Origin of the sequence: Solwaraspora sp. WMMD791 (assembly GCF_029581195.1) — a bacterium.
Lineage (GTDB): Bacteria > Actinomycetota > Actinomycetes > Mycobacteriales > Micromonosporaceae > Micromonospora_E.
Map to the genome: position 1 here is coordinate 4,998,453 of NZ_CP120737.1, position 24,584 is coordinate 5,023,036.

6 protein-coding genes are annotated in these 24,584 nt (G+C 70.4%); 3 read left to right on the top strand and 3 right to left on the bottom strand.

The features are described 5' to 3' along the window. Window positions 1-82: 82 nt before the first annotated feature. Complete coding sequence (locus tag O7623_RS22300) at window positions 83-16,675, bottom strand: hypothetical protein (RefSeq protein WP_282224960.1); 16,593 nt, start codon at window positions 16,673-16,675, stop codon at window positions 83-85. 143 nt (window positions 16,676-16,818) lie between these two features. On the opposite strand from O7623_RS22300, the gene O7623_RS22305 reads away from it, so the two are divergent. Genes O7623_RS22305 through O7623_RS22315 form a run of 3 tightly spaced genes read left to right on the top strand, consistent with a single transcriptional unit; the run spans window position 16,819 to window position 18,490 of the window. After that, on the top strand, window positions 16,819-17,832 hold the full coding sequence (locus O7623_RS22305; RefSeq protein WP_282224961.1) for a hypothetical protein: 1,014 nt from the start codon (window positions 16,819-16,821) through the stop codon (window positions 17,830-17,832). Between the two features lie 24 nt (window positions 17,833-17,856). Further along, window positions 17,857-18,162, top strand: a complete 306-nt coding sequence (locus O7623_RS22310; RefSeq protein ID WP_282224962.1) for a hypothetical protein — start codon at window positions 17,857-17,859, stop codon at window positions 18,160-18,162. Between the two features lie 22 nt (window positions 18,163-18,184). Beyond that, the gene (locus tag O7623_RS22315) at window positions 18,185-18,490 is read left to right on the top strand and encodes a WXG100 family type VII secretion target (RefSeq protein WP_282224963.1); all 306 of its coding nucleotides are present in this window, start codon (window positions 18,185-18,187) and stop codon (window positions 18,488-18,490) included. Between the two features lie 91 nt (window positions 18,491-18,581). Here the strand turns inward: O7623_RS22315 and O7623_RS22320 are convergent, their stop codons facing one another. Next, window positions 18,582-23,108, bottom strand: coding sequence for an FtsK/SpoIIIE domain-containing protein (locus O7623_RS22320; protein ID WP_282224964.1), 4,527 nt, complete (start codon window positions 23,106-23,108; stop codon window positions 18,582-18,584). After that, window positions 23,108-24,382, bottom strand: coding sequence for a hypothetical protein (locus O7623_RS22325; RefSeq protein WP_282224965.1), 1,275 nt, complete (start codon window positions 24,380-24,382; stop codon window positions 23,108-23,110). Before O7623_RS22325 ends, O7623_RS22320 begins: the two co-directional genes overlap by 1 nt. Between the last annotated feature and the right edge of the window lie 202 nt (window positions 24,383-24,584).

Consider the following 24,584-nt stretch of genomic DNA (forward strand, 5'->3'; position numbering starts at 1 on the left):
TCCAGCATGCCGGCGAACCCGGTGCCGGTCCGTTCCCCGATGACCTGGACCGGGAGCGCACCTCGTGGAGCGGGGCCACACCTCATGCCTGCGGGGCGTCGCGGATCGACGCCATCGGCGTGCCCAGGGTGATCTCCATCGGCGTGTCCAGGGTGATGCGGTCGGCTCGTCGCCGGTGCAGCGCGGCGAGGCCCTCCGCGAAGCGACCAGCCAGGTCAGGGTCGACCGGCTCGTCGACCACCGGAACGAGCCGGATCCAGGCCCCCTCGCCGAGGTGTCGGCCCAGCATGCTGCCGAGCTGCGCCAGCAGCGCCGGGCCGGTCGGGACCCGGGCGTGCGCCGGGGAGCCGGCCGGTGGCAGCGGTAGCAGGTCTGGCCCGGCCCGGTAGACGACGACCAGTTCGTCGGTGGCGGCGGGCAGGACCGGGCTCAGGCCGGCGCCGCCCATCGACCAGACACCTGCCGCCCGGTCGATCGGCTGGAGATCACGTAGCCAGATCAACAGCCACATGTCATCCCGTTCGACGAGATCTTCCAGGTCGTCCCTGTCCAGGCGACCGTTCTGGTTCAGCTCCAGCAGCCGTTGCAGCCGCGTCGGATCGACGTCGCCGTACCAGTCGGAGTTGACGCTCCGTAGCAGTTGTTTCAGCGCGGTCTCTCCGAGGAGGAACCGGCCGTCGTCGTGGTATGCCGCCAGCACCCGGTACGCCGCCTCCAGACGCTGCGGCGTCAGCTCGAACACCCCGTGCGCGCGGGCCACCAGGTAGCCGGCGGCAAGCAGGTTGTGCCGGGCGGCCTGCTCGCCCACCTCGGCCATCGCCGGAGCGACCGTCGCGAGCCGCGCAGCCAGCCCGTCCAGCGCCGTGACCAGGACCGACGGATTCTGCTCGACCGCTGCGGCACCAGCCACGTCCAGCAGCCCGGCAACCAGGTCGTGACCGGTGAAACCGAGGTCGGGCCCGCTCGTCTCCGCTGGTACGTAGCCGACCTCGTCCGTTATCGCCGTAGCGCCGAAGGCCGCCACGACGGTCCGACGCTCGACGTCGCTGACCGGATGCAGCAGGTCGCCGGTGGCCTCCGGCAGTACCACGGGTCGAGGCTCCGGCCGATGCACCCGTACGAATCCCGATTCGGTCGTGGCGCCGACGTGGCTGGCCAGGGCGCGGCCGATCCACGTCCCGAGCACCCATACCGGCCACGGGGTCTGCTGGGACGGCAGCCCGATCACCACTGGTGGGTCGTCGTCGCGTACGGCCGGCGACTCGTCCGCCGGCCCGATCCACACCCGTTGGCCGACCGTCTGCACATGCCAACCCGGCATCAGCTGGTACCGGCCCGGGCCGATGCGGTGCAGAGCGACCATTTCGAAGTCCAGTACGGACTGCTGCTGCGGTTCGGTGTGCACCGTGTAGTAGCGGGCCCCGGGGCCGAGGGAGGGACGGTGATCTCGACTGCGGGCCACGAAGTGATCCGCCACCGCCCCGGTCGGCTCGACCAGGTCGACGTCGAGCGCGAGCACACTGTCGCCGCCCAACACCCGGGCGAGTTCCACCGCCCGCAGGGCGCTGACCGGCGCGGCGGTCAGCAGCTCCACCATGGTTCCCGCAGGTAGGTCGTCCCGCAGCCGGCGCAGCACGCGTTCGGCCTGGGCGGCGTCGGTGACCTGAACCAACAGCAGCATGCCCTCCCGTCGTGGCAGCCGGGACGGCGCCTGCGTCGTCGAGGACGACGGACGGAGGAAGACCCCTGCGGCCCCGGCCGGCATGTGGGGGTACCTCTCCGGGGTGCCCAGCGGGATGCTGTCGTACCCGTCGGCCGGGGGCAGTTGAGCGGCCGCCGCGCCCCAACGGTGCACCGACCCGGCCTCCTGGATCCACAGGCCCAGGAGGAAAGCCTGGGCCTCATGCAACAGGCTCAGGTACAGGGCCCATGCCGTGTGCTCGAGTGTTCCGACCTGGCTCACCGCACGTTTCACGCGTTCCCGGAGCCGCTCTCCGGCCGCGCTGTCCGCTGCCGCCGCCGACCACCGCCGCATCTGGGCCATCAGATCGCTTCGCTGCGCGAGAAGCTGGTAGATCGCGGCCCGGTCGGGGTGATTCAGCCCGTGCCGCGACAGCAGCTCCGCCACCTCCCGCTGCGAAGCGTCGAGCTGGCTCGCCGGCCCCTCCAGTAGCTCGCGGTGCACCTCCGGATCCTTGATCAGCCCAGCCAGCACTCCCGGGTCGCCGGTCTCGGCTACCCGCCACCGTGCCACGGTTGCTTCCTGCTTCGAGTGGAACTTCTCGTGGACCAGCACATCCCGCGAACGGTCGGCGTTCAGGTCGTACCGAAGCCGCAACTGCCAGCGCCAGCGCTCGAAGGAGGCATCGGCGTGATGCCCGGCGGGCATCTGCACCAGCCGTTCGTATCCGCGCGGCCTCGGCGTGTGCAGCAGCCAACTCATCCGGCGGTCGAGGCGCCGCCAGGCGTCCATCACGCTGCCCATTTCGTTGTCGACAAGTCGTCTGTTGTCCTGCTCCACCAACGTCGGCACCTCAGTGACGAGTGCCTCCGCCCCCAGAACACGGTTGGTGTAGGCCAGGTGGATGGCGCCGAGCGAATCGGTGGCGATCTGGTGGATGTCGCGCAGCGCCGAGTGCACCTGCGCGTCGGTGGGGTCGAGGCGCACCAGTTGGGCGTCAGGGTCGATGGTGGTGCCGCCGGCACCGGCCACCACTGTCCATCCGGCCTGTACGAGGGCCGCCACGTGGGTGTCGAGCGGCAACGGTGGTTGAGCACGCACCACCCGTACCACCCGACCCGCCGGATCCTCCTCCACACTGGCCCGGACCTGGATGGTCTGTCCGTGCACCTCCGCCTGGAAGAGATGCGAGTCGTCGATGACGATGTCGGGTTGAACGGGCGTACCCGTAGTGACGACATGCCAGACGAACTCCCGGGCCTTGTCCTGCGCCGACCGCAGCCCGGTCTGCCGCCCCAGCCTGTGCAGAGCTTGCGCGACGCGGTCGTCGCCCGCTGAGTTCCAGCCGATCCGCTTTGCCTCTTCGTAGAAATGGACGGCGTCCGGGGCAGTGAACATCCCGCTACGTGCCCGCGCGCCCGAGACCAGGCCCATCAGGGTCGGCAGCGACCCGCCCGAGCCGCCGCCTCGCAGCCTCAGCGTCGGTTCGCTACCCGAGCCCTGCTGGTTCGCCGGACCGGTCTGCGCGGTGTCCTGCGTCACCGCCGGCGTCGTGTCGTCGACCCGATCACCATCTGGCTGGCTCGGGGCGGAGCCGTCGCCGGTCGACGGATGTGCGGGATCCGGGACGTCTGCCAGCTCGGACCCGTCGGTCGCGGCGACCACCTTGTTGGAAGCGGTGGACGGAACGGGGTGCCGGACATGACCGCCCTCCGTCGCCGGCTCCACGTCCTGTGCCGCCGCGGTGATCCCGGTCTGCCGCGCCTGCGGGAGGGCCTCCTGCTCGACCTGCATCCCGGCCGCCGGCTGCTGGCTTCCGGCGATCGCCGTGGGCTCGGGATCGGGGGCGGTACCGACCGTTTCGGGTACGTCGTCCGCGACCGTTGCCGAGTGTTCCATGGCGGCGCGCGACGGCACCTCCTTGTCCCCGGCAACTGGTGCGGAGCTGGCCTGCCCGTCAGGGTTGTCGCTCGTCGGTACCAGCGACGAGTCGTGCGTTGCGGGCAAGATGCTCTGAGAGAGCGTATCCGCTGGTCCGTGTGACGCGGCTTTGGTGGCCGGTGGTGGTGGCGCGGTGTGTTCGTGGGGGTGGGCCTGCTCCGTCGCCAGATCGGCCAGCATCGTGTCGCGGTCGGCCGTCAATCCGTTGGCGAGGATCGCGGACGCGACCGGGTCGGTGCCTTCGGCCTGCATACGCTGCGCCTTGAACTTTACCCATCGCGTGCGCAGATCGTCGGCTGGCGGGGCGGCGGCGTCGGTTGTCTTGGCGGCAGTGGTGTGGACAACCGTCGGTGGGTCAGTCACTTGTGCCGGCGGTGCCGTCACTTGTGCCGGCGGTGCTGGTGGTGGTGCGGTGGTTTGGGTGGCTGTTGGTGCGGTGGTGGTGTGTTTGTAAGGGCGGGCTTCGACGGGTACGCCCATCTGCTTGCTCAGTCTTGTGGCAACGTCGTCGAGCCAGCGTCTGACGTCGGCGGGGTCGAGTCCGGGGCGGATTTTTTCGCTCATGTAGTGGCCGGACTTGTCGTCGACGATCCATCGGCCGGTGGCCGGGTCACGGTGTAGTTCGCCGCTGATTCGTTCCTTGCCCACGTAGGCGCGGCCCTCGTTGTCGAAGCGTACGCCGATGGTCGGGTGGCCTTGCTGGTTGATGCTCTCCTTGAGCTGGTCGACGGTGAGGTCGGGGTTCTTCGTGCGCATCGCGGCGTGGAGGTCGTCGAGCTGTCTGGCGGAGACGACGGTGAGAATCTCCTCACTGCCGATCATGATGTCGTCCGACTCCGTGACGACGTAGTGCCAGTGGGCGTCTGGTCGGCCGGCGTAGATCTCCGGGGTGAAGTCGGACAGCGGCATCCAGGCCGGGTTGACGCGTATCTGCTGAGTGCGCAGCGCGTCTCCGCTGATGGTCTGCCCGTCGGCCGGACCGGGCGGATCGATTTCGAACGGCTTGACGCCCTTCGCATCGACGGCAGGACCTCTCAGCTGGTCCAAGTCGGCTACCGGCTGCTCGCTCGGCGGTGTCGACTCCGCCGGAGCAGTTTCCTGGTCGACCATCGCCTGGTAATGGTCGCTGCGCCGGTACACGTCGAACAGGGGCGCGGAGTCGCGGCCGATCGTCTGGGTGTGTTCGGGTGCGTGGATACGTATCCGGGCGTCCAACGCGGCCGCCAACAGCCCGGCGAACGCCTCGCCGACCGGGTCCTGCCAGCGAGATTCCCAGTGTCGGACCGCCTCGGTGAGGGTGGAGAACTCGCTGGCGTCGGCCGGTCGGAGCGGGTGGAGCAGATGTGTCATTAGCTGGTCGCGCAGCGTCTCATCGGAGAGTGCTCGCAGTTCGACCGGATGGCCGCTGGCGGTGAGGTAGTCGAACATGGCCCGCATCGAGAGTGCCTCGTCGGCCAGGTCGCGGGGCGGTGAGCCGTCCGTGGTGGGTGTGAGGGGCACCTGACCTTCCGCGTGGGCGCGGGCCGCCGCCGGGTCCCATCCGGCGGCGACCAGGTCGGCGGTTCGCTGGTCGAGGTAGAGATCGCGCATCTGCGTGGCCGGTGGCAGGCTGGGGTCGCGCAGCCTCGTGATGCCCGCGTCCTGCAGCCGGCCCAGCAAGGTGTCGCGGTTCATCGCGTCCACCTCGGCGCGCAACTGCAGTACGCGGTTGTCCCGGTACCCCTGTAGAGCTGCCGCTGGCACGCCGTCCGGGCCCACGGTCTCCAGGTGGCGTTCGACCAGGCGCCGCAGCAGCTCCGCCGCCTGACCGAGTTGGCTGGTCGATGGCACCAACCCACCTGCGTGGGCGGCCCAGGCGGTGATCTGGGCGCGGACGGCCTCGGGACTACCGAGCCAGGCGTGTAGGGCAGGCGAGCCCAGGCCTGCGGCGGCCAGCCGAGCGCTGACCAGCTCGGGGGCACTGCCGACAGTGGAGTAGAGCTGGCAGTACCCGCCTCCTGGCGTCGGTAGCACCTGTGGCCCGCTCGTCGAGGTCCCGGTGGTGTCGGCTGGGAGTTGGTGTGTGGTGGTGTCGGTCGGGGTGCGGCGGCTGCTGTCGGTCTGGATGTGCTTGGCGAGTGCGGCCGCGTCGGTGTCCGGGGTGCCCTTGGGGACCCCGACGTACCGGTGCCGGAAGTCGTCGAGCAGTTCGTGATGCCGTTGCAGCAGATCCCACCAGGCATTTCCGGCCCGATCCCAGTCCTGGTGCAGCTCGGCCAACTTGGCCTCGGCGGCGACGCGTGCGGCGCTGCCTTCCTGGGCCATGTACGCGTCGTAGCGGGCCTGGTCGAGATTGTCTGCCGCCGCGACGAAGCTCTCCGCCGCCTTGGCCAGCTTCGCCTCATGATCGACGATCTCGTCGAAGGCGGCGACCCGGCCGGGCGAGTCCTTGGCCAGGGCTGTGCTGTCCTTCGGGATGTGCAGCGCCGTCCGGGCGTCATGCAGGCCCATCCGCAACGATACGTTCACCAACTCGCCCGGCAGGCTGGCGCTCGTCACCGTCCTGGCTGGCAGCAGCGAGTACGACAGCGAGACGGTGACCTCGACCCGGCTGAGGTAGTCGACGGCGGCCGAGCGGCTTTCCGGCTTGACGTTGCCCAGGTCGCTCGTGGCGGTGCCGCCGCTCTCGGCGGCGGCCTGGGTGTCACCGGCGGCGACGCCGGGCCCGCCGGCCTCCAACGCCTGGTACGGGTCGTCGGCGAAGCCGCGCCCGATCAGGGGGATGCGGGGAATCCGCAGGCTCTGGGTGATGACGCTGGTGCCGGTGCTGTAGCCACCGCTCTGTTGCGGCGCGTGTTCGCGGTAGACGCCGGAGCTGACGCCGCCGAGCGAGGCGCTCTCGGGCAGCAGCCTGATGTTGATCGTCGCCTTCTGTCCGAAGATCTGGGCGCTGACCGCCGGTGGCAGGTCGAACCCCGCTTCGGTCAGCAGCTTCGGCAGGCCGGGAAGCAGGATTTCCGGGGTGAGGCTCTGGTGGATCTGATGCGTGCCGGCGTACCCCGTTGTCTTGAGCCGTTTGGCGGCGTCGCCCAGCAGGTTCGCGACGAGTTGTTGCACCTGGGCGACCGGGTTGAGGTCCTCGGCGCTGAATCGCGGCGGCAGCGGCATTCCGTTGAGAGTCCGCCAGCCGGGTGCCAACTTCTCCGGCACGACGATCTGGTAGGGCACGGCCGTGACCGCCGGCATGGACCGTGGCGGCCGAAGGTCGTCGGCCCACCGGTCCTGGACCACCTTGTCGTGGACGACCAGCAGGTCGCCGTCGACGCGCTTGCCCTTGTCGAAGATGGCCAGGGTGTATTTGACGCGGGTCTCCAGCTTGGCCTTGACCCCACGACCGGAGCTGAGGTTCGTGTCGATCGTGGTCAATCCGTCGCTCTGTGCGTTCAGTACCTGGGACACTTGCCCGACGGTGTCTCCCATGCCGACCGCGAGGTTCTCGCCCTGGTGGTTGGAGACCCCGGTGCCGGCGACGCCGATGGTGGAGGTGCTGCCATGCATTCGCTGGGTGGTGACACCCTGTTCGCTGGTGTGGGTGGTTTTGATGTCCAGGTCGTCGTGGTCGGCGACGAAGCCCAGGACCTTCGGTTCGCCGACGGGCTCGGCGATCAGCCGCACGTCCCGGGAGTGCTGTGTCATCCGGCCTGGCTTCGTGTGCAGCACCGACACCCCGCCGTCGACCATGGCGGACCAGTGCTGCGCCTGCCCCTCGGGTGTGAGGAGGTAGAGCAGGCGACGGCGGTTCAGCATCGGATCGTCGAGCCCCGGGCCGGAGAGCGAGTCGGAGACCTTGCCGATCGACCGGTTGGTGATCCGGCCCTGCACCATGTCGAGCAGGCTCTTGACCATGCCCTTGTCAGGGCCGAGCTTGGCCGCCTCGGACCGGAGCGCGGTGGTCATCGACTCGGTCAGGGTCGGGGTGTCGTCGAAGGTGTAGAGACCCAGGCCGAGGCTGCGTCCGGGCGGTAGGGTCAGCGCCGGAGGCATCGTCGGCAGCCACGGTTGGCTGATCATGCCGGGGTCCCCGGCCAGCTTCGGCAGCAGGCCGAGCTTCACCATGGTGGCGGCGGACAGCCGCAGGAAGATCGCATTGGTGATGGTGCCGTGCCGGGCCACCGACTTGTGATGATGCAGCCATTCGCCGCTGCGCAACGACTGTGGGATGACGGCGTACCGGTCCGGATCGTTGGTGATCTCTACCGCCGCGGATACCCGCATGTCGAAAGCGACCAGGAACGACCGCTGTTTCCCCTTGCGGTTGTTGGCGTTGCGTTCGATCGCGCCACTGACACTCTTGGTGTCGCGCCTGGAACCGGCGTAGAGCACCTTCTCGTACGTGGCCGGGAACACCGCGCCGCCACCGTGGGTGGTGCCGGTGCTGGTGCCGACGCGGCGGACGTTCGCCGAGAAGTTGGCGCGCAACGCGAGCTGTTTCTCGATGGTCCGGGCGGCGCTGATCTCGACCGATCCGACCGAGGCGGATTCGTTGGTGATGTTGGCGTACGCCGGCAGTATGGTCGGATTGGTCAACGCGACCGCGATGGCCAGGTCGGTGGCCGCGCCGTCCTCGGCGGAGGTGATCTTGTCCACGTGCCAGACGCCGCCGAGCATCAGACCGAGGCCGTGGATCTGCCGCGACTCGCCGAGCCGGTCGATCATGCTGGCCCAGACCGGCATCCCCTCGGCCAACCCGTCGGTGCCGCGCAGACCGCCCAGCTTGGTACGCGACACCGTGTCGGTGTAGTGCTGGGCAGCGTAGAGCGCATCCCTGGCCAGCGCGGTGATCAGGGCGCTACCCGGGAAGTCCTCCACCGACAACCAGCGGTCGACTGCCGACTTCGGTCCCGCGTCGACCCAGTCGCGCAACCCGTTCAACTCGAGCTGGGTCCGCCGGTCGACCGCCAGCGGATCGGGCCGTGGCGTCAACGTGGCGGGCAGACTGATCGGCTGCGCGAGCACCGAGGCGTTGTCGAACTGCACGGTGACCGGACGGGTCTCGACCAGTCGGAATCGGGTGAACTTCTTTCCGCCGACCAGGGCGGCCGGCTCGTGGGTCGGGTTCACCACCCTGGTCGAGTCGGTGGCCGGCCGAGGCAGCCGCTGGCGCATCACCCGTCCGAACTTGACGCGGGACTTCGGGTCCGGGCCGAGGTGCTTCGTGTACGCGTACACCTGCACCGTGATCTGCAGGTCGTTGCCGAATGCCTGGGAGTCCGGAGTGCCACCGTTGAGTCGGCTCTCCTGACCGCCGAGCTGCGCGCTGCTCTGCCGATCGAATCGGCCACGCAGTTCCACCGCGCCCCCGGGTACGAACGCGCCGGCGGTGTTGCCGGTGAGCCGGAAGACGCCACCGCCCTCGAACGCTACGGCACCTCGCCACTGGCTGCCGGCGCTGATCTTCTCCTGGAAGGCGTCGGTGTGGGTGGTCCGTACGGCGTCGCCCTTGCTGATGCCAAGGTGCTGGAAGGCCTTGGTGTAGCTGGCGGTCACGTGCACGACGACGTGCCGGGTGCCGAACTTCTTGGTGCGACTGAGCTCGGCGATCAGACCGGTCTTGAGCAGATTGCCCTTGCCCTGACGCAGCCCGGCCATGGACAGCACCCGGTCCAACGCGTCCTGGTTGGCCTGCCGTTCGACCGCCGCGCGGCTGGTGGCCATTCGTTTGACCTTGCCGGACTTGCCGAACTCGGGCAGGAAGCCGCCCTCGATGCGTCGGATCAGCCCGGCCACATCCAGATAGAGCTGTTGGAACCCGCTGAGTCCGTACAGCACGGACCGCCCACCGCCGCTGAGTGCGTACGGCGGCACGTACCACTGCGTCGGGGACGGGATCAGCACGCTGCTGTCATTGAGTAGCTGGGCGACCCGGACCGCCGGTAGGTGGCCGAGCACCACCAGATCCACGGTGATCGGCGCGACCGTGCCCTCGCCGAACACCCGGCTGCCCGGCACCTCGCGTAGCCCGGCGTCAACGGTGACCCGGAAGTGCGCCTCCACCAGGACGTTGGCGATGTCCTTGAACTCGGTGCCGGTCCGGGACGTGCCGCCCTGGCTGACCGAGGCGGTCATCGAGCGCAGGAAGCCCCCGAAGAGCCGGGCCTGCACGTATCCGGGGCCGAACGCCCAGCGGGCGGGGACCAGGGACAGACCCATGCCGACCCGGCTGGAGTGGGCCAGCTTCGTCGCCTCACTCTGCCCCGGCTGCCAACGGAAGGAGGTCTTGGCGACGTCGGCCAGGATGGACAGCTTCGGCATGCTCGCCGTGAGTTCCAGTGACAGCGCGTGCGCGCCGTGGGCGCTGGTGATCGTCGGTGGGTGGACCACGGTGTCCAGGGCCGGCATGAGATTGCCGACCATGGCGGACTCCTTGAACAGGCCACGGGCCTGCCCTGCCCCCAGCGTGCCCGGTCCGACGGCCTTGGTGGGCTGAAGCAGGACGAGTACGTCCTCGATCACGTCGTTCCAGGTCCCCGTCGGGTCGGTGCCCTCGGCCAGACCGACGCCAGCGCGCAGGATCCGTATCGGCGTGAAGTTCTCGACCAGCATCGACGTGTGTCTGCTCGGGTCGATGGTGAGCCAGTCGGGGTCACGGGGCGTGGCCTTGGCGATGTCGTCGACGCTACGGAACGTCACGTCGGCCCGGACCGGCTCGCCGACGTGCCGCTCGGCGGCCTTCGGACCGGTCAGCGGCCTGGCCGGGTCTGTCACGACGACTTCGAAGCCGACCGGCGCGGCCACCAGGTGAGAGCCTGACCCACTGCGGACGTTGTGCGAGTCGGTCAGCTTGACGCCGTCCTCGAACGACTCCAGCGGCCGGGAGAGGGCGACTTCGATGGAGCCACCGGCACCGTAACCGACCCGTTGCGGGAACATCGTACCGGCGCCGAGGGACCCGGAGCCGCCGCTGGTGGACGCATGCTTGGTCCCACCGGACTGGTCACTGCGGGTGTCGAACTTCGCCTTGTCCTCGGACTGGTCGATGACCTTGGCCTCGGCCGGCGACCAGGTCGGCGTGACGGTGACCCGGTGCCAACCGAGCAGCCCGTCACGGACGTCGAAGCTCCGGCCACCGGTGGTGAAGAACGACTTTCCGTCGTCGCGGAGCGCCTGGCCGATCTCGTCGGTCTGCACGGAGAGCTTGGACAGCCCCGGCACCAGCGGCAGTTTCCCGGCCACCCGGGTGCGTACCGCGTCGGCGACACTCTGGTCGAGGCCACGGATCAGGCCGTCAAGGTCGTCGATGGTGTCAGGCGTGTACAGCAGGTCGGGCCGGGTCTTGTAGAGGCCGGGCAGTGGGCTGTCGATCGTCGTCACCGGCTCCAGGACCGTCAGCTGGATGTCCTCACCCGGCGCGGTCACGGTGATCCTGGGCGTGGTGCTGCTCTTGACGACGGCGGCCAGCGGCGCCGGTGCGGTGCCTGACGTGGTGGACGCCGTCGTGGCCGGGGCATGCACCGTGGCTTCTTCGGCACCGACCTTGGGCGGGATGTCCACACCGGAGGCCCAGAATTCCTCGGCGATGTTGCCTGTGACGGTGTCCGGCACCGGACGCGGGGCGGTGGAGCCCGAGAAGTACGGTGCCAGCACGTCGGCGATCTGGCCGAGGGCCCGAGGGGTCAGCACGAACTCGTCGGCGTCGTGCGGGTGGCTGCCCATCAGGTCGCCGTGCTCCGGCTGGTGGGTGTCGTGCAGCAACGCGTTCGGCGGCGCAGTGCTGTCTTTCACGCCGAGCTGGTGCACGATCTCGTGGGCGTACTTGGCGGGCGACGCGCCGGCCGCCCAGGTCTGCTGGGACATCTGCGTGCCGGCCGGGACGACCGTGATGGTGCCGCGTGCCTTGGCCGGGTCGTCGACGAAGTCCACTGTCACCCGGATCGGGACGTCCCACCCGGACAGTCGGTGTTCGGCAGAGTTGACGTACCGCTGCAGCCCTTCGACGGTGCGGGTCTTCACCTCGGCGATCTCCTGCGCCGTGACGCCGGGCGCGGCGTCGAGGCGCAGCTTGAACGCGAAGTGCATGTCCTGGTCGGTGACGGTGAGCCGATAGCCGACGCCGACCCGCTCGCCGCTGGCCGGGGGCCGGGTCACCTTCGGCGGCTGGCCGGGGGTGGTCGGCTCGAAGCGGAAAGCGTCCTTGAACGGTGTCCACCGCTCGGCGTCCACCTCGATCACCCGGGCCGGGCCGGCGGGTCGGCCGTCGCCGAGCAGATCGCGTGGCGGCATCGCGAGCTTGTCGGCCGGCTTGGCGGAGACATCGTCGGCGACGCGGCCCGGTTCCGGTAGTTCGAGGACCTCGTCGCCAGCCGTCGGCGTCGGCCGCGCCGGTGCGTCCGGCGTCGGCCGCGCCGGCGTCGCCGTCAGGTTTCCCGCCGGGGTGTCCGCCGGCTTGGTGACTCCCGGCTTGGTGACCTCCGGCTTGGTGACCGCCGGGGTTTCCGCCGGCTTCGTCCCCGGCGGCACGTCCGCTGCCGAGGTGCCGGGGCTGGTCGTCGGCAGGTCGCGGGGCGGGCTCGGCAACTCATCGAGCCGGTGGCCGATCGTCGGGTCGGCAGGCCGGGGCCTGGGCGTCGGTAGCTCGTCTGCGGCCCGGCCGGACGCCGCAGTGGCGTCCGCCCCGCGTAGCTGGGCCAGCCGGTCGCCGAGGGTGGTGTAGCGGGCCGCGGTGTCGTTCCGCAGGCCCTGGGACAGCCCGCCGAGGGCCTCGTCCAAACGGGAGTCGAGCGGGCGGAGGTGGTCCGGGGAAGTGAGCGCGGCGTTGATCTGGGCGGTGGTGTCCAGCCGGTGCTCGTCGAGCCGGGCGGCGTAGCGGGAGAGCACATGGTCGATGCCGGCGTGATCGTCGCCAGCCCGGACGAGCGCGTCCTGCCAGGTCCGGTACTCGTCGGCGGAGAGCGGGCCGGTGCCGTCGCGCAGCTCCGCGAGTCGGGCCTCGCGCTCCAGCGCCGTGATGCGTGTTTCGTACCGGGCCAGCACGGCCGCGTCGGCGGCCTCGTCACCGGCCCGGGCGAACTCGGCATTCCATTCGGCCCGCTCGGCCGGTGGCATGCCGAGTGTTTCTTCCCGGTAGGCGCGCAGGTCGGCGAGCCGATCGGTCAGGTCGTCGAGGGCGCCGGGCGGCGTCGTCGGTACGTCGGGCAGGTCCTCGAGCCTGACCGGTGGGGTGTCCGGGTCGGTTCCGCGTAGCGCGTCCAGCCGGTGGCGCAGTTCCAGGCCGGCGAGGTCCAGGTCCGGCGTACCACTGTCCCCGCGCAACGCGTCCAGGCGCTTCTGCAGGTCGTCGATGCCGCCGGGCGGCAACGTCGGTGGCTCCGGAAGCTGGGGGAGCGGTACGTCGGGGCCGTCGGTGCCGCGCAGGTTGGCGAAGCGCAGCTCCAGCTCCAGGTCGGCGAGCCCCGGGTCGGGGGTGTGATCGCCACGCAGCGCGTCGAGGCGGGCCTGCAACTCGTCGAGGTCGCCCGTCGACCCGGCCCCGTCGGGGGAGCGGCCCGGGGCGGCATCGGGTACGACCTGGTCGTGCAGCTTCTGTTCGGCCAGTTTGCCGGCGAGGCTGTTCTCGTAGGCGTCGAGCAGCCGGTGCAGTTCGTCGGTGCGCCCAGCGGCGGTCGCCCGCTCGATGTCGATGGCGTGCTGCAACCAGGTCGACTTGTCCATGCCCAGCTGCGCTGCGCGGTGGTGCCCGGCGTCGACATGTGCCCGGTAGGAGTCGAGCCGCTGGAACAGGGCCTGCCGGTCGATCCGGTCGTGCAGGGTGTTGAGTCCTCGGGCCGCGTCACCGTGCCGGCCCTGCTCGATCGCGGTACGGACCTCGGTGCTCAGCACCCTCAGCTCCTGATCGGGCAGGTCGACACTCCGCGCGTCGGAGACGAGTTCGGTCAACCGCTGGCTGAGCGCGGCCGGGTCGGGAGTGGCCGCCGGATCGGTGCGCGGCACGGCCGGCAGGTCCAGGAGATCGTCGCCGGCACCCGTACCGTTCGCCCCGTCAGCTCGGCCCGGCGTAGCGATCTGGTCGGGGGTCTGCGGTCGGCCCAGAGTGTCGACCTGCGGCGTGGACGCAGCCCCGGCGTCGTCGAGTCGCGTCGGACCGACGCCGGTGGGAGTCTCCTCGGCGCGGGCGGCGACCAACTGCGCTTCCAGGTCGGCGAGGCGTTCGACGGCGGTGGCGCGGGCGGTGGCCTCCGCCGGGGAGATGGTCGGGACGTCCGGGAACATCGCCGGATCGACCGGGCGGGTTTCGGCTGCCCCACCCGGACGGAGCTGGTTGAGGCGGTGTTCGAGCTCCAACTGGCGGGCCGCCGGGGACGGCAGATCGGTGCCGCGCAGCGCGGCCAGCCGGCTCTCCAATTCTGCCGTGCTGGTGCCGGGCTGGTGGGTGGGGACCGCAGGCAGGTCAGCGAGGTCGGCCGGCGTCGTCGGGCGTAGTTGCGCGAACCGGTGCTCGAGTTCCAGCGCGGCCAGGTCGGTACGGGGGGCGTCGGGGCCGCGTAGGTTGTCCAGCCGGTCCTGCAGCGCCTGCACCGATTCGTCCACCGTCGTGGCTGGTCTGGCCGCCGCGAGGTCGGGTGCAGTGGTCGGGTTGGCCGCCGCGAGGTCTGGCGCGACCGTACCGGTCGGATAGGCCGGTGGGGGATCGACGGTACGGGAGACCTCGCGGGCTTCGATCTTCACTCCGTCGGCGGTCCTGCGGACCAGCGCCTCGGCGACCCGGACGTCCCTTTCGGCGCGGGCCACGGCCAACGCGTCCCCGGAGACGTTGGCCAGCGCGTGCTGTGCCTGTTTGAGCTGCTCCACCGCGTGCAGGTGAGTGAGCTGCTGCGGCGACGGGCCGCCGGCCTGATCCAGGCGGGGCGGTGCGGGCACCGAGAGGTCACGGCCGAGGCTGGTAGGCGCGGCGACCGTCGGCGGATCCATCCGGTGCAGAGCGGTGAGCGCCGCCGTACCAGGCTCATCGAGCAGGTTCAACGCCTGGTGGACGGTGGTCGCGTCAGCGGCCTTGCCGAGCTGCACGGGGTTGGGCGCGAGGGCGTCGACCCGGGTGGTGCCCGTCGGGGCCGCCGACGAGATCGAACCCGTCGGGGTGGGGGTGAACGTGGAGGTGGGCGTGAACGTGGAGGTGGGCGTGGGCGAGGCAGGGCTGACGTCACCGAACGCCTTTTCCGGCGCGCCGAGGTTGAACGCCACCCCGGTCTCCGAGACCCGGATCGCGCTGACCTCGCCCATGTGCAGGTTGCGCAGCTCGGCGCGACCGAAATCCGCCAGCCCGTCGACGCCGCCGACAGCCCGGTTGAGCGTGGTGCTGAGGTTGCCGATCTGCATGTTCGGCAGGGTCACCGCGCCCGGCGTGGCCACCGTGGGCATGGTGACCTGATTCATCCCCGCGACCGTGCCGACTGTCGGTACTTCGAGTCTGGAGATGTGGCCCAGGTCGAGCGCGTGCGCGGCACCGGGCAGATTGGTCGCGGGGATCGGGGTGACCGTACCGGCCGTCCCCGGCACGGGCACGGACACGTCCAGGTTCTGCACGCCGCGTAGCCCCGCGAGGTCATGCAGGCCGAGCGCGCCACGTGCCGCGGACAGGTCGAGACTGCGGGCCGAGAAGCTGAGCTGCTGCGTCGACGGAGCGCCGATCATCGGCTTCTCGATGAGGTCGGGAAGGTGCAGCCCGCTCGGACTGAAGTTGATCCCACCGGCGGGTGGCGGCGCTCCGCCGGGCTTGACGACGTGCACCGTGGTGAGGCCGTTGGCGAGCCGGACGCCACCGCCGAGCGCCGCGAGTCCGTCGAACCGGGTCAGTCCGAGCCCGCGACCCAGCACTCCGAGCTTGAACGCCCCGGACACTCCGACGGCGCGGATCTCATGACCAGCCAGGGGCAGGAAGATCCGTAGCCATTGCCAGCCGCCGAACTCCCGCGCCATCAGGTTGCCGAACCTGACGGCGTTGACGGCGATGAACCGGCCCGCGTCGGCTGTCACACCGGCGAGCTTGACCAGACCCTGCTGTCCGATGTTGCCCATTCTGACGACCGTCGCCGGGACGGTGACCAGGGTGAACTTCTCCAGGGTCACGAATCCCCGGGCGGCCAGTCCGTCCATCGGGCCGACGATCCGGGGGATCATCAGCGCGCCGACCTTCACCGAGTTGGCCAGGGTGACCCCGATGTCGCCGATTCCGCGCATGGCCACGCTGAGGCTCAGCGTCGACACCGTACGCCAGAAGTCGTTGATGCCGGTGCGCGCCAGAGTGAAGCTGTTCCGGCTGAACTGGGTGATGTTGCGCCACGCGGTGGTGGCCAGTTTGGTGAGGTCGCCGAGGGCGATCAGCGGTCGGGTACTGGGACCGAGTAGTCCGAGCAGCCCGAGCGCCAGACCCAGCGCGTTCGTCTTGCCCATCGCGAAGTCCAGGGTCGCCTTCACCGCCAGGGCGGCGTTCATCGCGAAGGCGATCAGGCCGAGCGGGCCACCGACGAAGACGGCGACCACGGTGACGATGAGGGTCAGCCAAGTGAAGATCTCCCAGAACACCTCGCAGGCCGACTTGGGAGTCACAGGCGACTTGATGTGACTTGTGGCGTCGAGAAGGGACTGCCGGGCCGTCCCCGCCGCAGTTCTCACGTCGGCCGCGGCGTTCTCCGCGTCCGCCTTGAGCGCGTTGATGCGTTCCTCGTCGTCGCCGGCCCCGGCCGCATCGCGCAGTGCCTGGTCCGCCTTGGACTGCGCCTCGCGCAGCGCCTCGGCGTACGTGCGGATGGCCGGCCCGGCGGCGGAGAAGGCCGTGCGTACCCCGGCGATGAACCCGCTCATCTCCTTGCTGATCTGTTCGCGCAGCCAGTCTGCGGTCTTGCCGACGAACGCCCCGTCGCCGCTCTGTCGCAGCACCGCGGCGAGCCCGTCGTCGGCGGTCTTGGCGTGGTCGGCCATGACGTCCATGTAGCTGGCGACGCGCAGCAGCACGTCCGGATCGCCAGGTGTGGGGTCACCCGACAGTGTGAGCGGTGACCAGTCACCAGGCCGTACCCCCACCGGACCCTCCCGCTGCCCCGGACGCCGTCGTCCTGTTCGACGTGGCGCACCCGCGTGGAGGTTCACGGTGAACCGCTGGCGGCCCTGGCCGCGTCGAACCACACAGACGGCGTACGCCGACGAGCCGGAGGAAGGGGCGCAGGGTGGCTGACCTGGTGCTCGACTACGCGCTGCTACACAGCCTCGCGGGCAGCCTGCGTGAGTTGAAAAGCAAGATCCAGTTCGACGTGGAGACCGGCTCCCGCCGGGCAGTGGTCACCTCCGACGGGACCGTCGTCGACTCCAGCCAGGTCGGCAATTCGACCCTGTACGGGACGCTGAGCGCCTTCTTCTCCGCCTGCCATACCCCGTTCAAGGACTCGATGGAGCTGCTCGACGAGCTGGCGAACACCTTCGACAGCATCGCCAAGGCCTACTTCGATCTGGACGCGGACGTCGCCGGCAAGGTGAACCTGGACCGGCTGCGGTCCAGCGTCAGCGGCTGGCAGGCCGACACCGCCGCGTACGAGCGCTACCTCGACCTGAAGGACCGGGAGATCACCTTCCAGTACTACGACAAGGACGGGAACCTGGTCGACGGTTCAGTGCCGGTGTGGAGTGGCGATCCGGTGCCCGAGCCGGGGGATGCGCCCACCTCCATCGACGGCACCTCGCCGGTGGGCAGCAACAACACCACGGCGGTCCTGGACGACGACGGCAACGTCATCTCCGAGACGACCACGGTCACCTCCGGCGACGGACTGACCTACACCGAGACGACCCAGTTCACCTACCGCGACACCGACGGCGACGGGGAGATCGACGTCGTCGACTACACCTCCACCATCACCCACTCCGACGGCATGGAGGAGAAGATCGAGAAAAGGACCAACGACGACGGCTCGTTCGTGGTGACCTCCACCACCAGCGAGGGCACCACCACCAGCACGGTCACCCCAAAGGCCGACGGCGGATCGCACCAGGTGACCGTCGACCATGAAGGGGAGACCACCACGACCGACATCGTGGTGACCGGACCGGACACCGGCACCAAGACGGTCGTGGATTCGGACGGCACCAAGACGTACACCGGCAATCCGAAGACCGGGGAATGGACGCTCGTCTCCGAGGAGCCAGCCGAGGACGACTACATCCCCTACACCACTGTCACCATCTGACCCAGTCACCCTTGGAGCAAAGCCATGCCGAACATCACCGTCGACTTCAGCAAGGTGCAGGCGGTCAACGACCAGCTCAACTCCGCCGTGACGCAGACCGTACCGCGCCTGGAGAATCTGCTCGCCGCGGTGTCCCAGCTGCTCACCAGCGACGGTGGCCTGTGGTTGCAGAAGTCGAGTCCCACCCTCAGCGGGCAGTACCAGACCTTCAACACCGAGCTGACCGCGGCGATCGAGAGCATCCGGTCCTTCGCCCAGCAGTTCCACAACATCACCGTTCAGCTGAGCACGATGGACGAACAGATCGCCACCTCCAGCAGCGCCAGCTGAACCGTCCAACCGGAGGCATCCGATGGCAGAAGTAAACGTCGACTACGCCCTGGTCAACACCGTCGCCGGGCGGCTGACCACCGAGGGCGCGGAGATCGCCAGCGTACTGACAAACCTGCAGACCAGCGTCAGTGAGCTGCTGACCAGCCAGGGCGGCCTCTGGCTACAGCAGTCCAGCCCGGTGATGAGCACGCAGTACACCGAGTTCACCAATTCGTTGACCAAGGCCGTCAGCAACCTGGAGACCTTCGCGTCGAGCTTCTCGATGATCGCGAAGAACCTGAGCGACATGGATCAGACACTGTCCCAGCCGCCACCCGCGAGCTGACCCCTCGACCTGCGCGGCACGCGGCCCGGTCGCCGGTGACGGTGACCGGGCCGCACCCCATTGCGGACCGGTGACCGCGCGCCGGTCAGGCTCAGCGGAGAACGGTGTGCGGGATCGTCACCGTGCTCAGTACGCCGGTCGCTGGGTCCGGGACATAGCCGCGACCCGGTCGGCTACCCGAACGCAGCAGCCCTGGAGGCACCCGAGCACCCACCAGGTCACCCTCGATCGCTGACTGCGGTGCCAGCAGCACGCCTTGACGCGACCGCCGGGCCTCGGCGATCCAGCCGCCCAACGACTGGGTGAGGGTCTCGGCCGTTCCCGCGTAGGCCAGGCCGAGCGCCCGGTCCCGGCCGGTGCCCACCACCTGGCGCAGCACCGCGTCCACCGGGTTGGCGAAGCCCAACAGGTCGACGTCGTCGACCAGTACCACCAACGGCCCGCCCAGCTCCTCCACCGCGGCGCCCACCTGCGTCGGGTCCGGCGCGGGCCCCTCGATCGCCCGCACCCGGCCGTGCGCCGCCAACCGGCGCAACACCGACTCGCGGGGCGTCAGGATCACCAGCGCGGTACCCCCGGCCAGCAGCGACACCGCGAGCGTGGCCAGGGTGTTGCTGCGGCCCGAACCGGGCGGGCCGGCGACCAGGAACGTCGCCTGCCGGCCGGTGAAGTCCACATAGCTCGGCTCGGTGGCATCGCCGCCGACTCCGAGCAGTGCGTGCAGCGGACGCCGCTGCTCGTCCGGGACCTGTGCGAACGCCTCGGCGAAGGTGACCGCAGCGGGCAGTCCGGCCACCGGGAACGGCCGGCGGTGCGCCGGCACCCCGCTGTCGCGGGCGGTGGCCTTGGCGGCGATCCGACGTATCGCCTCGACCTGTGCCGGGCCGGACGGATCCGGGTCCAGAAGGGCGATCTGGATCTCAGCCTGGTCCGCGGAGTGCCATCCGCGTCCGGGTGGCACCACCTCCGGCACCCGACGGTGGTTGACGCCGATCGCCGAGTAGTCGGTCCGGTCGGTCATCCGCAGCATGATCCGGTGGTCGTTCAGGTTGGCCACCCGCCCGGTCAACAGCGACCGTTCCGAGGACATCACGATGTGCAGCCCGGCGGCCGGTCCCTCCCGCAACAGGCCGAGGAACTGGTCCATCAGCCGTCCACCGTCGTGGTCGTTGAGGACCGCGGCAAGCGAATCCCAGCCGTCCACCAGCAGCATCAGATGCGCTGGACGCTGCGTCGGCGGTAGCGCCGCCCGCAATTCGTCGAGTCCCGCGCACGAGTGCTGGGCCAGCAACTCGTGTCGGCGGGCCAGTTCGCCCTGCAGTCGAGCGAACAGGCGTTCCAGGCGTTCCAGGTCGGCCCGGGGCACCACCGCGCCGCAGTGCGGAAGCTCCGACAGCGCCATCATCGATCCGCCGGCCGCGTCGACGGCGTACAGGTGCAGATCGGCGGTGGACAGCGACCGGGCCAGCGACGCGGTCAGCGTGCGCAGCAGCTGTGACCGGCCCGAACGGGAGGCACCCAGCACGTAGAGATGTCCGAGCGCGGCGAGGTCGCAGGCCAGCACCGGCTGGCGCTGCTGCTGCGGCAGGTCGGCCAGCGCGTACGGCACCGGCGGCAGACCGGGACCGGTACGCGGCTGCGGGAGGGTGAGATCGTCCAGCAGCACGACCGGCGGCAGCGGCGGCAGCCACGGGCTCGGCTGCCGCTCGCAGCCCACCTCCCGAGCCGCGGCGTCGATCGCGTCGACCAGCACGTCCAGGTCGGTGGCGGCCAACTCGTCCGGCGCGGCACCGTCACGGGTCGGCTCCACCGGCGGCGGCAGCGCCCGACCCAGCCGAGGCCAGGGAAGCTCCGCGCCGTACACCGGCGCGGCCGGCCGGGACTCCGACGCGTCCGGGCCGGCACCCTGGTACACCCCGCCGACGTACCCGGTCTGAAAGGGCAGGGTGGACCGGTGGGCGAGCCGGGCCAGCGCCCGGCCCGGGGTGGCCACCGGGATCATCGCGGCGTCCGGCACGTCGATGACGTCCGTACTCTCCATCGGATCGGTGACTCGCAGCGCGATGCGCAGGTTGGTGTTGGCGCGGATGTCGGTGGTCACCACGCCAGCCGGGCGTTGGGTGGCCAGAATCAGATGGATTCCCAGCGACCGGCCTCGCTGGGCGATGCTGACCAGCCCGGGGATGAAGTCCGGAACCTCCCGGACGAGCGTGGCGAACTCGTCGATGACCAGCACCAGCCGGGGGACCGCCGGAAGCGAGGGATCGCGGCCACGCATCGTCCGGTACTGGACGAGGTCCTTTACGGCGACTCCGGCCAGGATCTCCTCGCGGCGGCGCAACTCCGCGCCGAGCGACTCCAGCGCCCGGACCACCAGAGCGCTGTCCAGGTCGGTGACCATGCCGAGGGTGTGCGGCAGCCGCACGCAACTGTGGAACGCGCTACCGCCCTTGTAGTCGACCAGTACGAAGGTCAACTCGTCCGGCCGGTTCACCGCAGCCATGGAGACCACCATGGACTGCAGTAGTTCGGACTTGCCTGCGCCGGTGGTTCCGGCGATCAACGCGTGCGGCCCGTCGCGTACCAGGTCGAGCGCGACCGTTCCGTCGAAACCACTACCGATCACGAAACTCGTCGACGCGGGTCGTCGCGACCAGCGGTCGGCCAGGTCGACGCTGTCCGGCGGATCGGCGTCCAGTAGTTCCAGCAGCCTGCTGCGGTCGGGCAGCCCGGCCGTCTCGTCCGGAGTGACATCCCGCAGCGGGGCCATCGCCCGGGCCACCCGCTCGCACCACTGGGCGGTGACGACGTCAGGACGTACTCCGGTTGCCTCGGGCACGCCGGTCTGCCGCACTGTCAGCCCGTCCGCGTCCGCGCGTAGCACGGCGGTGCACTCCTCCGGCAGCAGCCGCTCCTCAGCGTCGATACAGATCGCGAAGACCCGTACCGCCGGCCCGTCGGTGAGCACCTGCACCATGCCGGGCACGTCGCGCAACCGTCGCGCGCCGTCGACGACCAGCAGCACGTCGGGTTCGCTGAACAGGACCTGGCCGAGCTGCGAACCCCGGGCCTTGGTCCGCGCGGCGACCAGCGACACCAGCTCACCAACCCGGTTCGCCACGGTCTCCGGGTCGTTGCCGACCAGGGTGTAGGGCCGAGCGGTCGGGACACCCTCCTCGGCCGGCCGGGTGTGCGGCAGCCAGCGCACCCAGCTCCACCGCTCCTCGCCAGCGGGTTCGGTCAACACATGGATCCGCAGGTCACGCGGACTATGGAGTGCTGCGGCCTGAAGGACGAGCCAGCGTGCCGTCGCGTACGTCGTCTCCGCCGCGCCGGCCAGGCCGACCACCTTGCGGTCGACCACGTCCACGGTGACCGGAACGTCCGGCACGATCCAGCGCAGCTGCCGGTCGGGCTCGGCGCGGGCCGGGTCCTCCACCTCGATCAGCGACGGCTGATCCATCGTGCCGACCCGCAGCACAAGATGGTCGGGGTCGCGGCGGCGTCGTTCCCACAGCCGCCGTCCGGGGCCGACGGCTGTGTACAGAACCGTCGCCGGGTCGGGCGACGCCTCGCACCGGGCCGACCGTTCCTCGGCGACCGCCGCCGTCAGCTCCCGCATGATCCGGCTGCGTTTACGGAGGTACTCGGCGAGATCCCTGCGGTACCGCTTACGGCCGCTGCGTCGGTCGGTGTACCAGTTCGCCAACGCCAGCACCGGACTGAGCGCCATGATCAGCAGAAAGAAGTACGACCGGAAGAGAAAGACGAAAGCCAGGCCCATCACCATCGGGGCGAGGATCATCAGCAGCGGGATCGGGCGGCTGTTCGGCTTGACCGGCGGGCTGGGCAGCCGTCGCCGCGCGAAGAGCAGCGGCGGCACGATCCGTGGCGGCCGGTTGAAGTCCAGCATCGGCACGTCTACGGCCGGCGTCACTGCGGCGTCCGGTGCCGGGCGCCGCACCAGCCGCAGCAGGCTGCCGCCCACCGCCAGGTCCACACCGGTCGGCCAGCGTCGGGATCCGTCGCGCCTGGCTCCTGAGGCGTCGGGTTGGTCCGCGTGCTCCTGCCCCTGTTCGGCCCGAGGATCCGGCACGTGCTGGGCAGAATGGCTCGGGTACCTGGCCGCAGGCATCGGATCGGTCTGGGGTGGGGGCTGCGGCACCGCCAGCCGTACCTCGGAGCCACTGGTGGCCACCCAGGCGCGACCCTGTTCGTCGATGGTGAGCCGGGCGGCGTGCGCGGGCACCCCGCTACCGCCTGGATCGATCGCGGACCCGGGTGCCGAGCCGATGTCGTGACAGCCCAGACCGACCGGCCAGACCTGCCCGGCGCTCGGGCCGCCGACGCCGTGCACCTCCAGCCAGTGGGTTCGGGAGTCGCCCGGCAGGTACCGCACCCCGCCACCGGGTACCGGCGCTCCGTCGCCCAGCCGGACCCCGGCGACCAGCCCTGCCCGGTTCACCGTCCAGGTCGGATCCAGCCGCGTCCCGTCGAGATACCAGTCGCCCGGGGAGCCGTCCTGCTCGATGAGCGCACCTACCGGGGTGTCCGCCTCGACGTCGATCGCGATGTCCCGGTCGGCAGCGCCGGAGACGACGGTCAGCAGCAGGCGCACTATCGGTCTCCAGTCCGGCCGACAGACTCGACGCCGGAGTACGCCGTCGGTCGCTGCCCGTCATGCGCCTGTTCGATCAGGTCGTCGTTGGCGGTGGGCGGAACCGGCGGTCCGGGCGGTGGATGGGCGGCCGGCAGCGTGGCCGCCGCCGGGGCGGGGGGCCGAGGGCTCACGGGTACGGCCGGTTCTGCTGGCGCGGAGGATGCTGCGCCGAGGGCGGTGGGCCCGGGAGACTCCTCCTCGGCCCAGGCGGGTGCCGGTGGGGCGGGGGGCGCAGTCCGGCGGCGGGGCAGCAGGCACCGGACGAGTGGCGTGGAGTCCACGTCGAGCAGCAACTCCGGTGCGGTCACCCGACCGGCCAGGTCGACCCGCAACCGCCACCGCGATCCGGGTAGGTAGCCGGCTACCAGGACCAGCAGCCCGGGATCACCGGCGACCAGGGTGGCGAGCCGCGCCACCGTCTGCGGATCGGGCCGCCGGCAGACCAGGACGGTACGCCCGTTCGGTGCCGTACGGGTCGCGAGATCTGTCACGGCCTCGGACAGTGACATCCGGTCGACGCCGGGCATCCCGGAGCCGTAGCCGGTTTCCGCCGCGACGATCAGGCGGTCCACGCCGTGCCCGCCGGTCAGCGCGGCCAACTGGAGGCCCAACGCGGAGACCAGTCGCTGCGCCGGTGTCGGGGCACCGTGCACCGACACGATGCCGGGGCAGCGGGCGAGATCCAGCAGGACCATCGTCCTGTCCTTCACCCCTACGGCGATCGGCAGTGCGTCGCTGGCGGTCGGTGCGGAACCCGGGGGCAGTTGGCCGCGGGTCCGCCAGTGGCGCGGCGTGGTGACCTGCCACGGAGATTCCGCCGACGGAGTCGGCACGTCCGCTCCCGCGCCGGCGAGCCGCACGCTGAGCTCGCTACGGCCCAGCAAGACCAGGTACGGCCAGAAATCGTTCCGATCGCCCAGTGCCGATCGAGCGGATCCGATCCAGGCTCGGGCAGCCGGCACTGGGCCCGACCCGGCGAAGCTCTCGGCGACCACCCGCATCCCTCGCCGAAGTCGGACGAAGTTGACGATCGGTGCCGCCAGATCCCGCGCCGCGGCACCGATGCCGCGCCGGATGCGCCGCCCGGTGCCCCGCATGCCGTACCGGCGGTCGAACCACCGCAGCAGGACCACCAGCAGGATCAACAGCTCCAGCACGGTGAGTACGGTGAGTAGCGTCTGCCGGTTGGTGTCCAGGAACCGGCCGAGATCGCTGAAGGACGGCGTGTTCAACCGTGCTCCTCCTCCGCCCGTAGCCGGCCCGGGTACGGCGCCACCGCGCCCCGATGGTAACCGCGCACGGTGGTCGGCCCGTGGCGGTCGCAGCCCACTCCGGAGGGGCGAATTCGCAGCTCAAGCCCGGCCGGCGAGGCCCGGTCCGCCGGCCGGCGCGAGTAGATGAACTCTTGATGACGACTGGGCTCTGGTGGCTTCC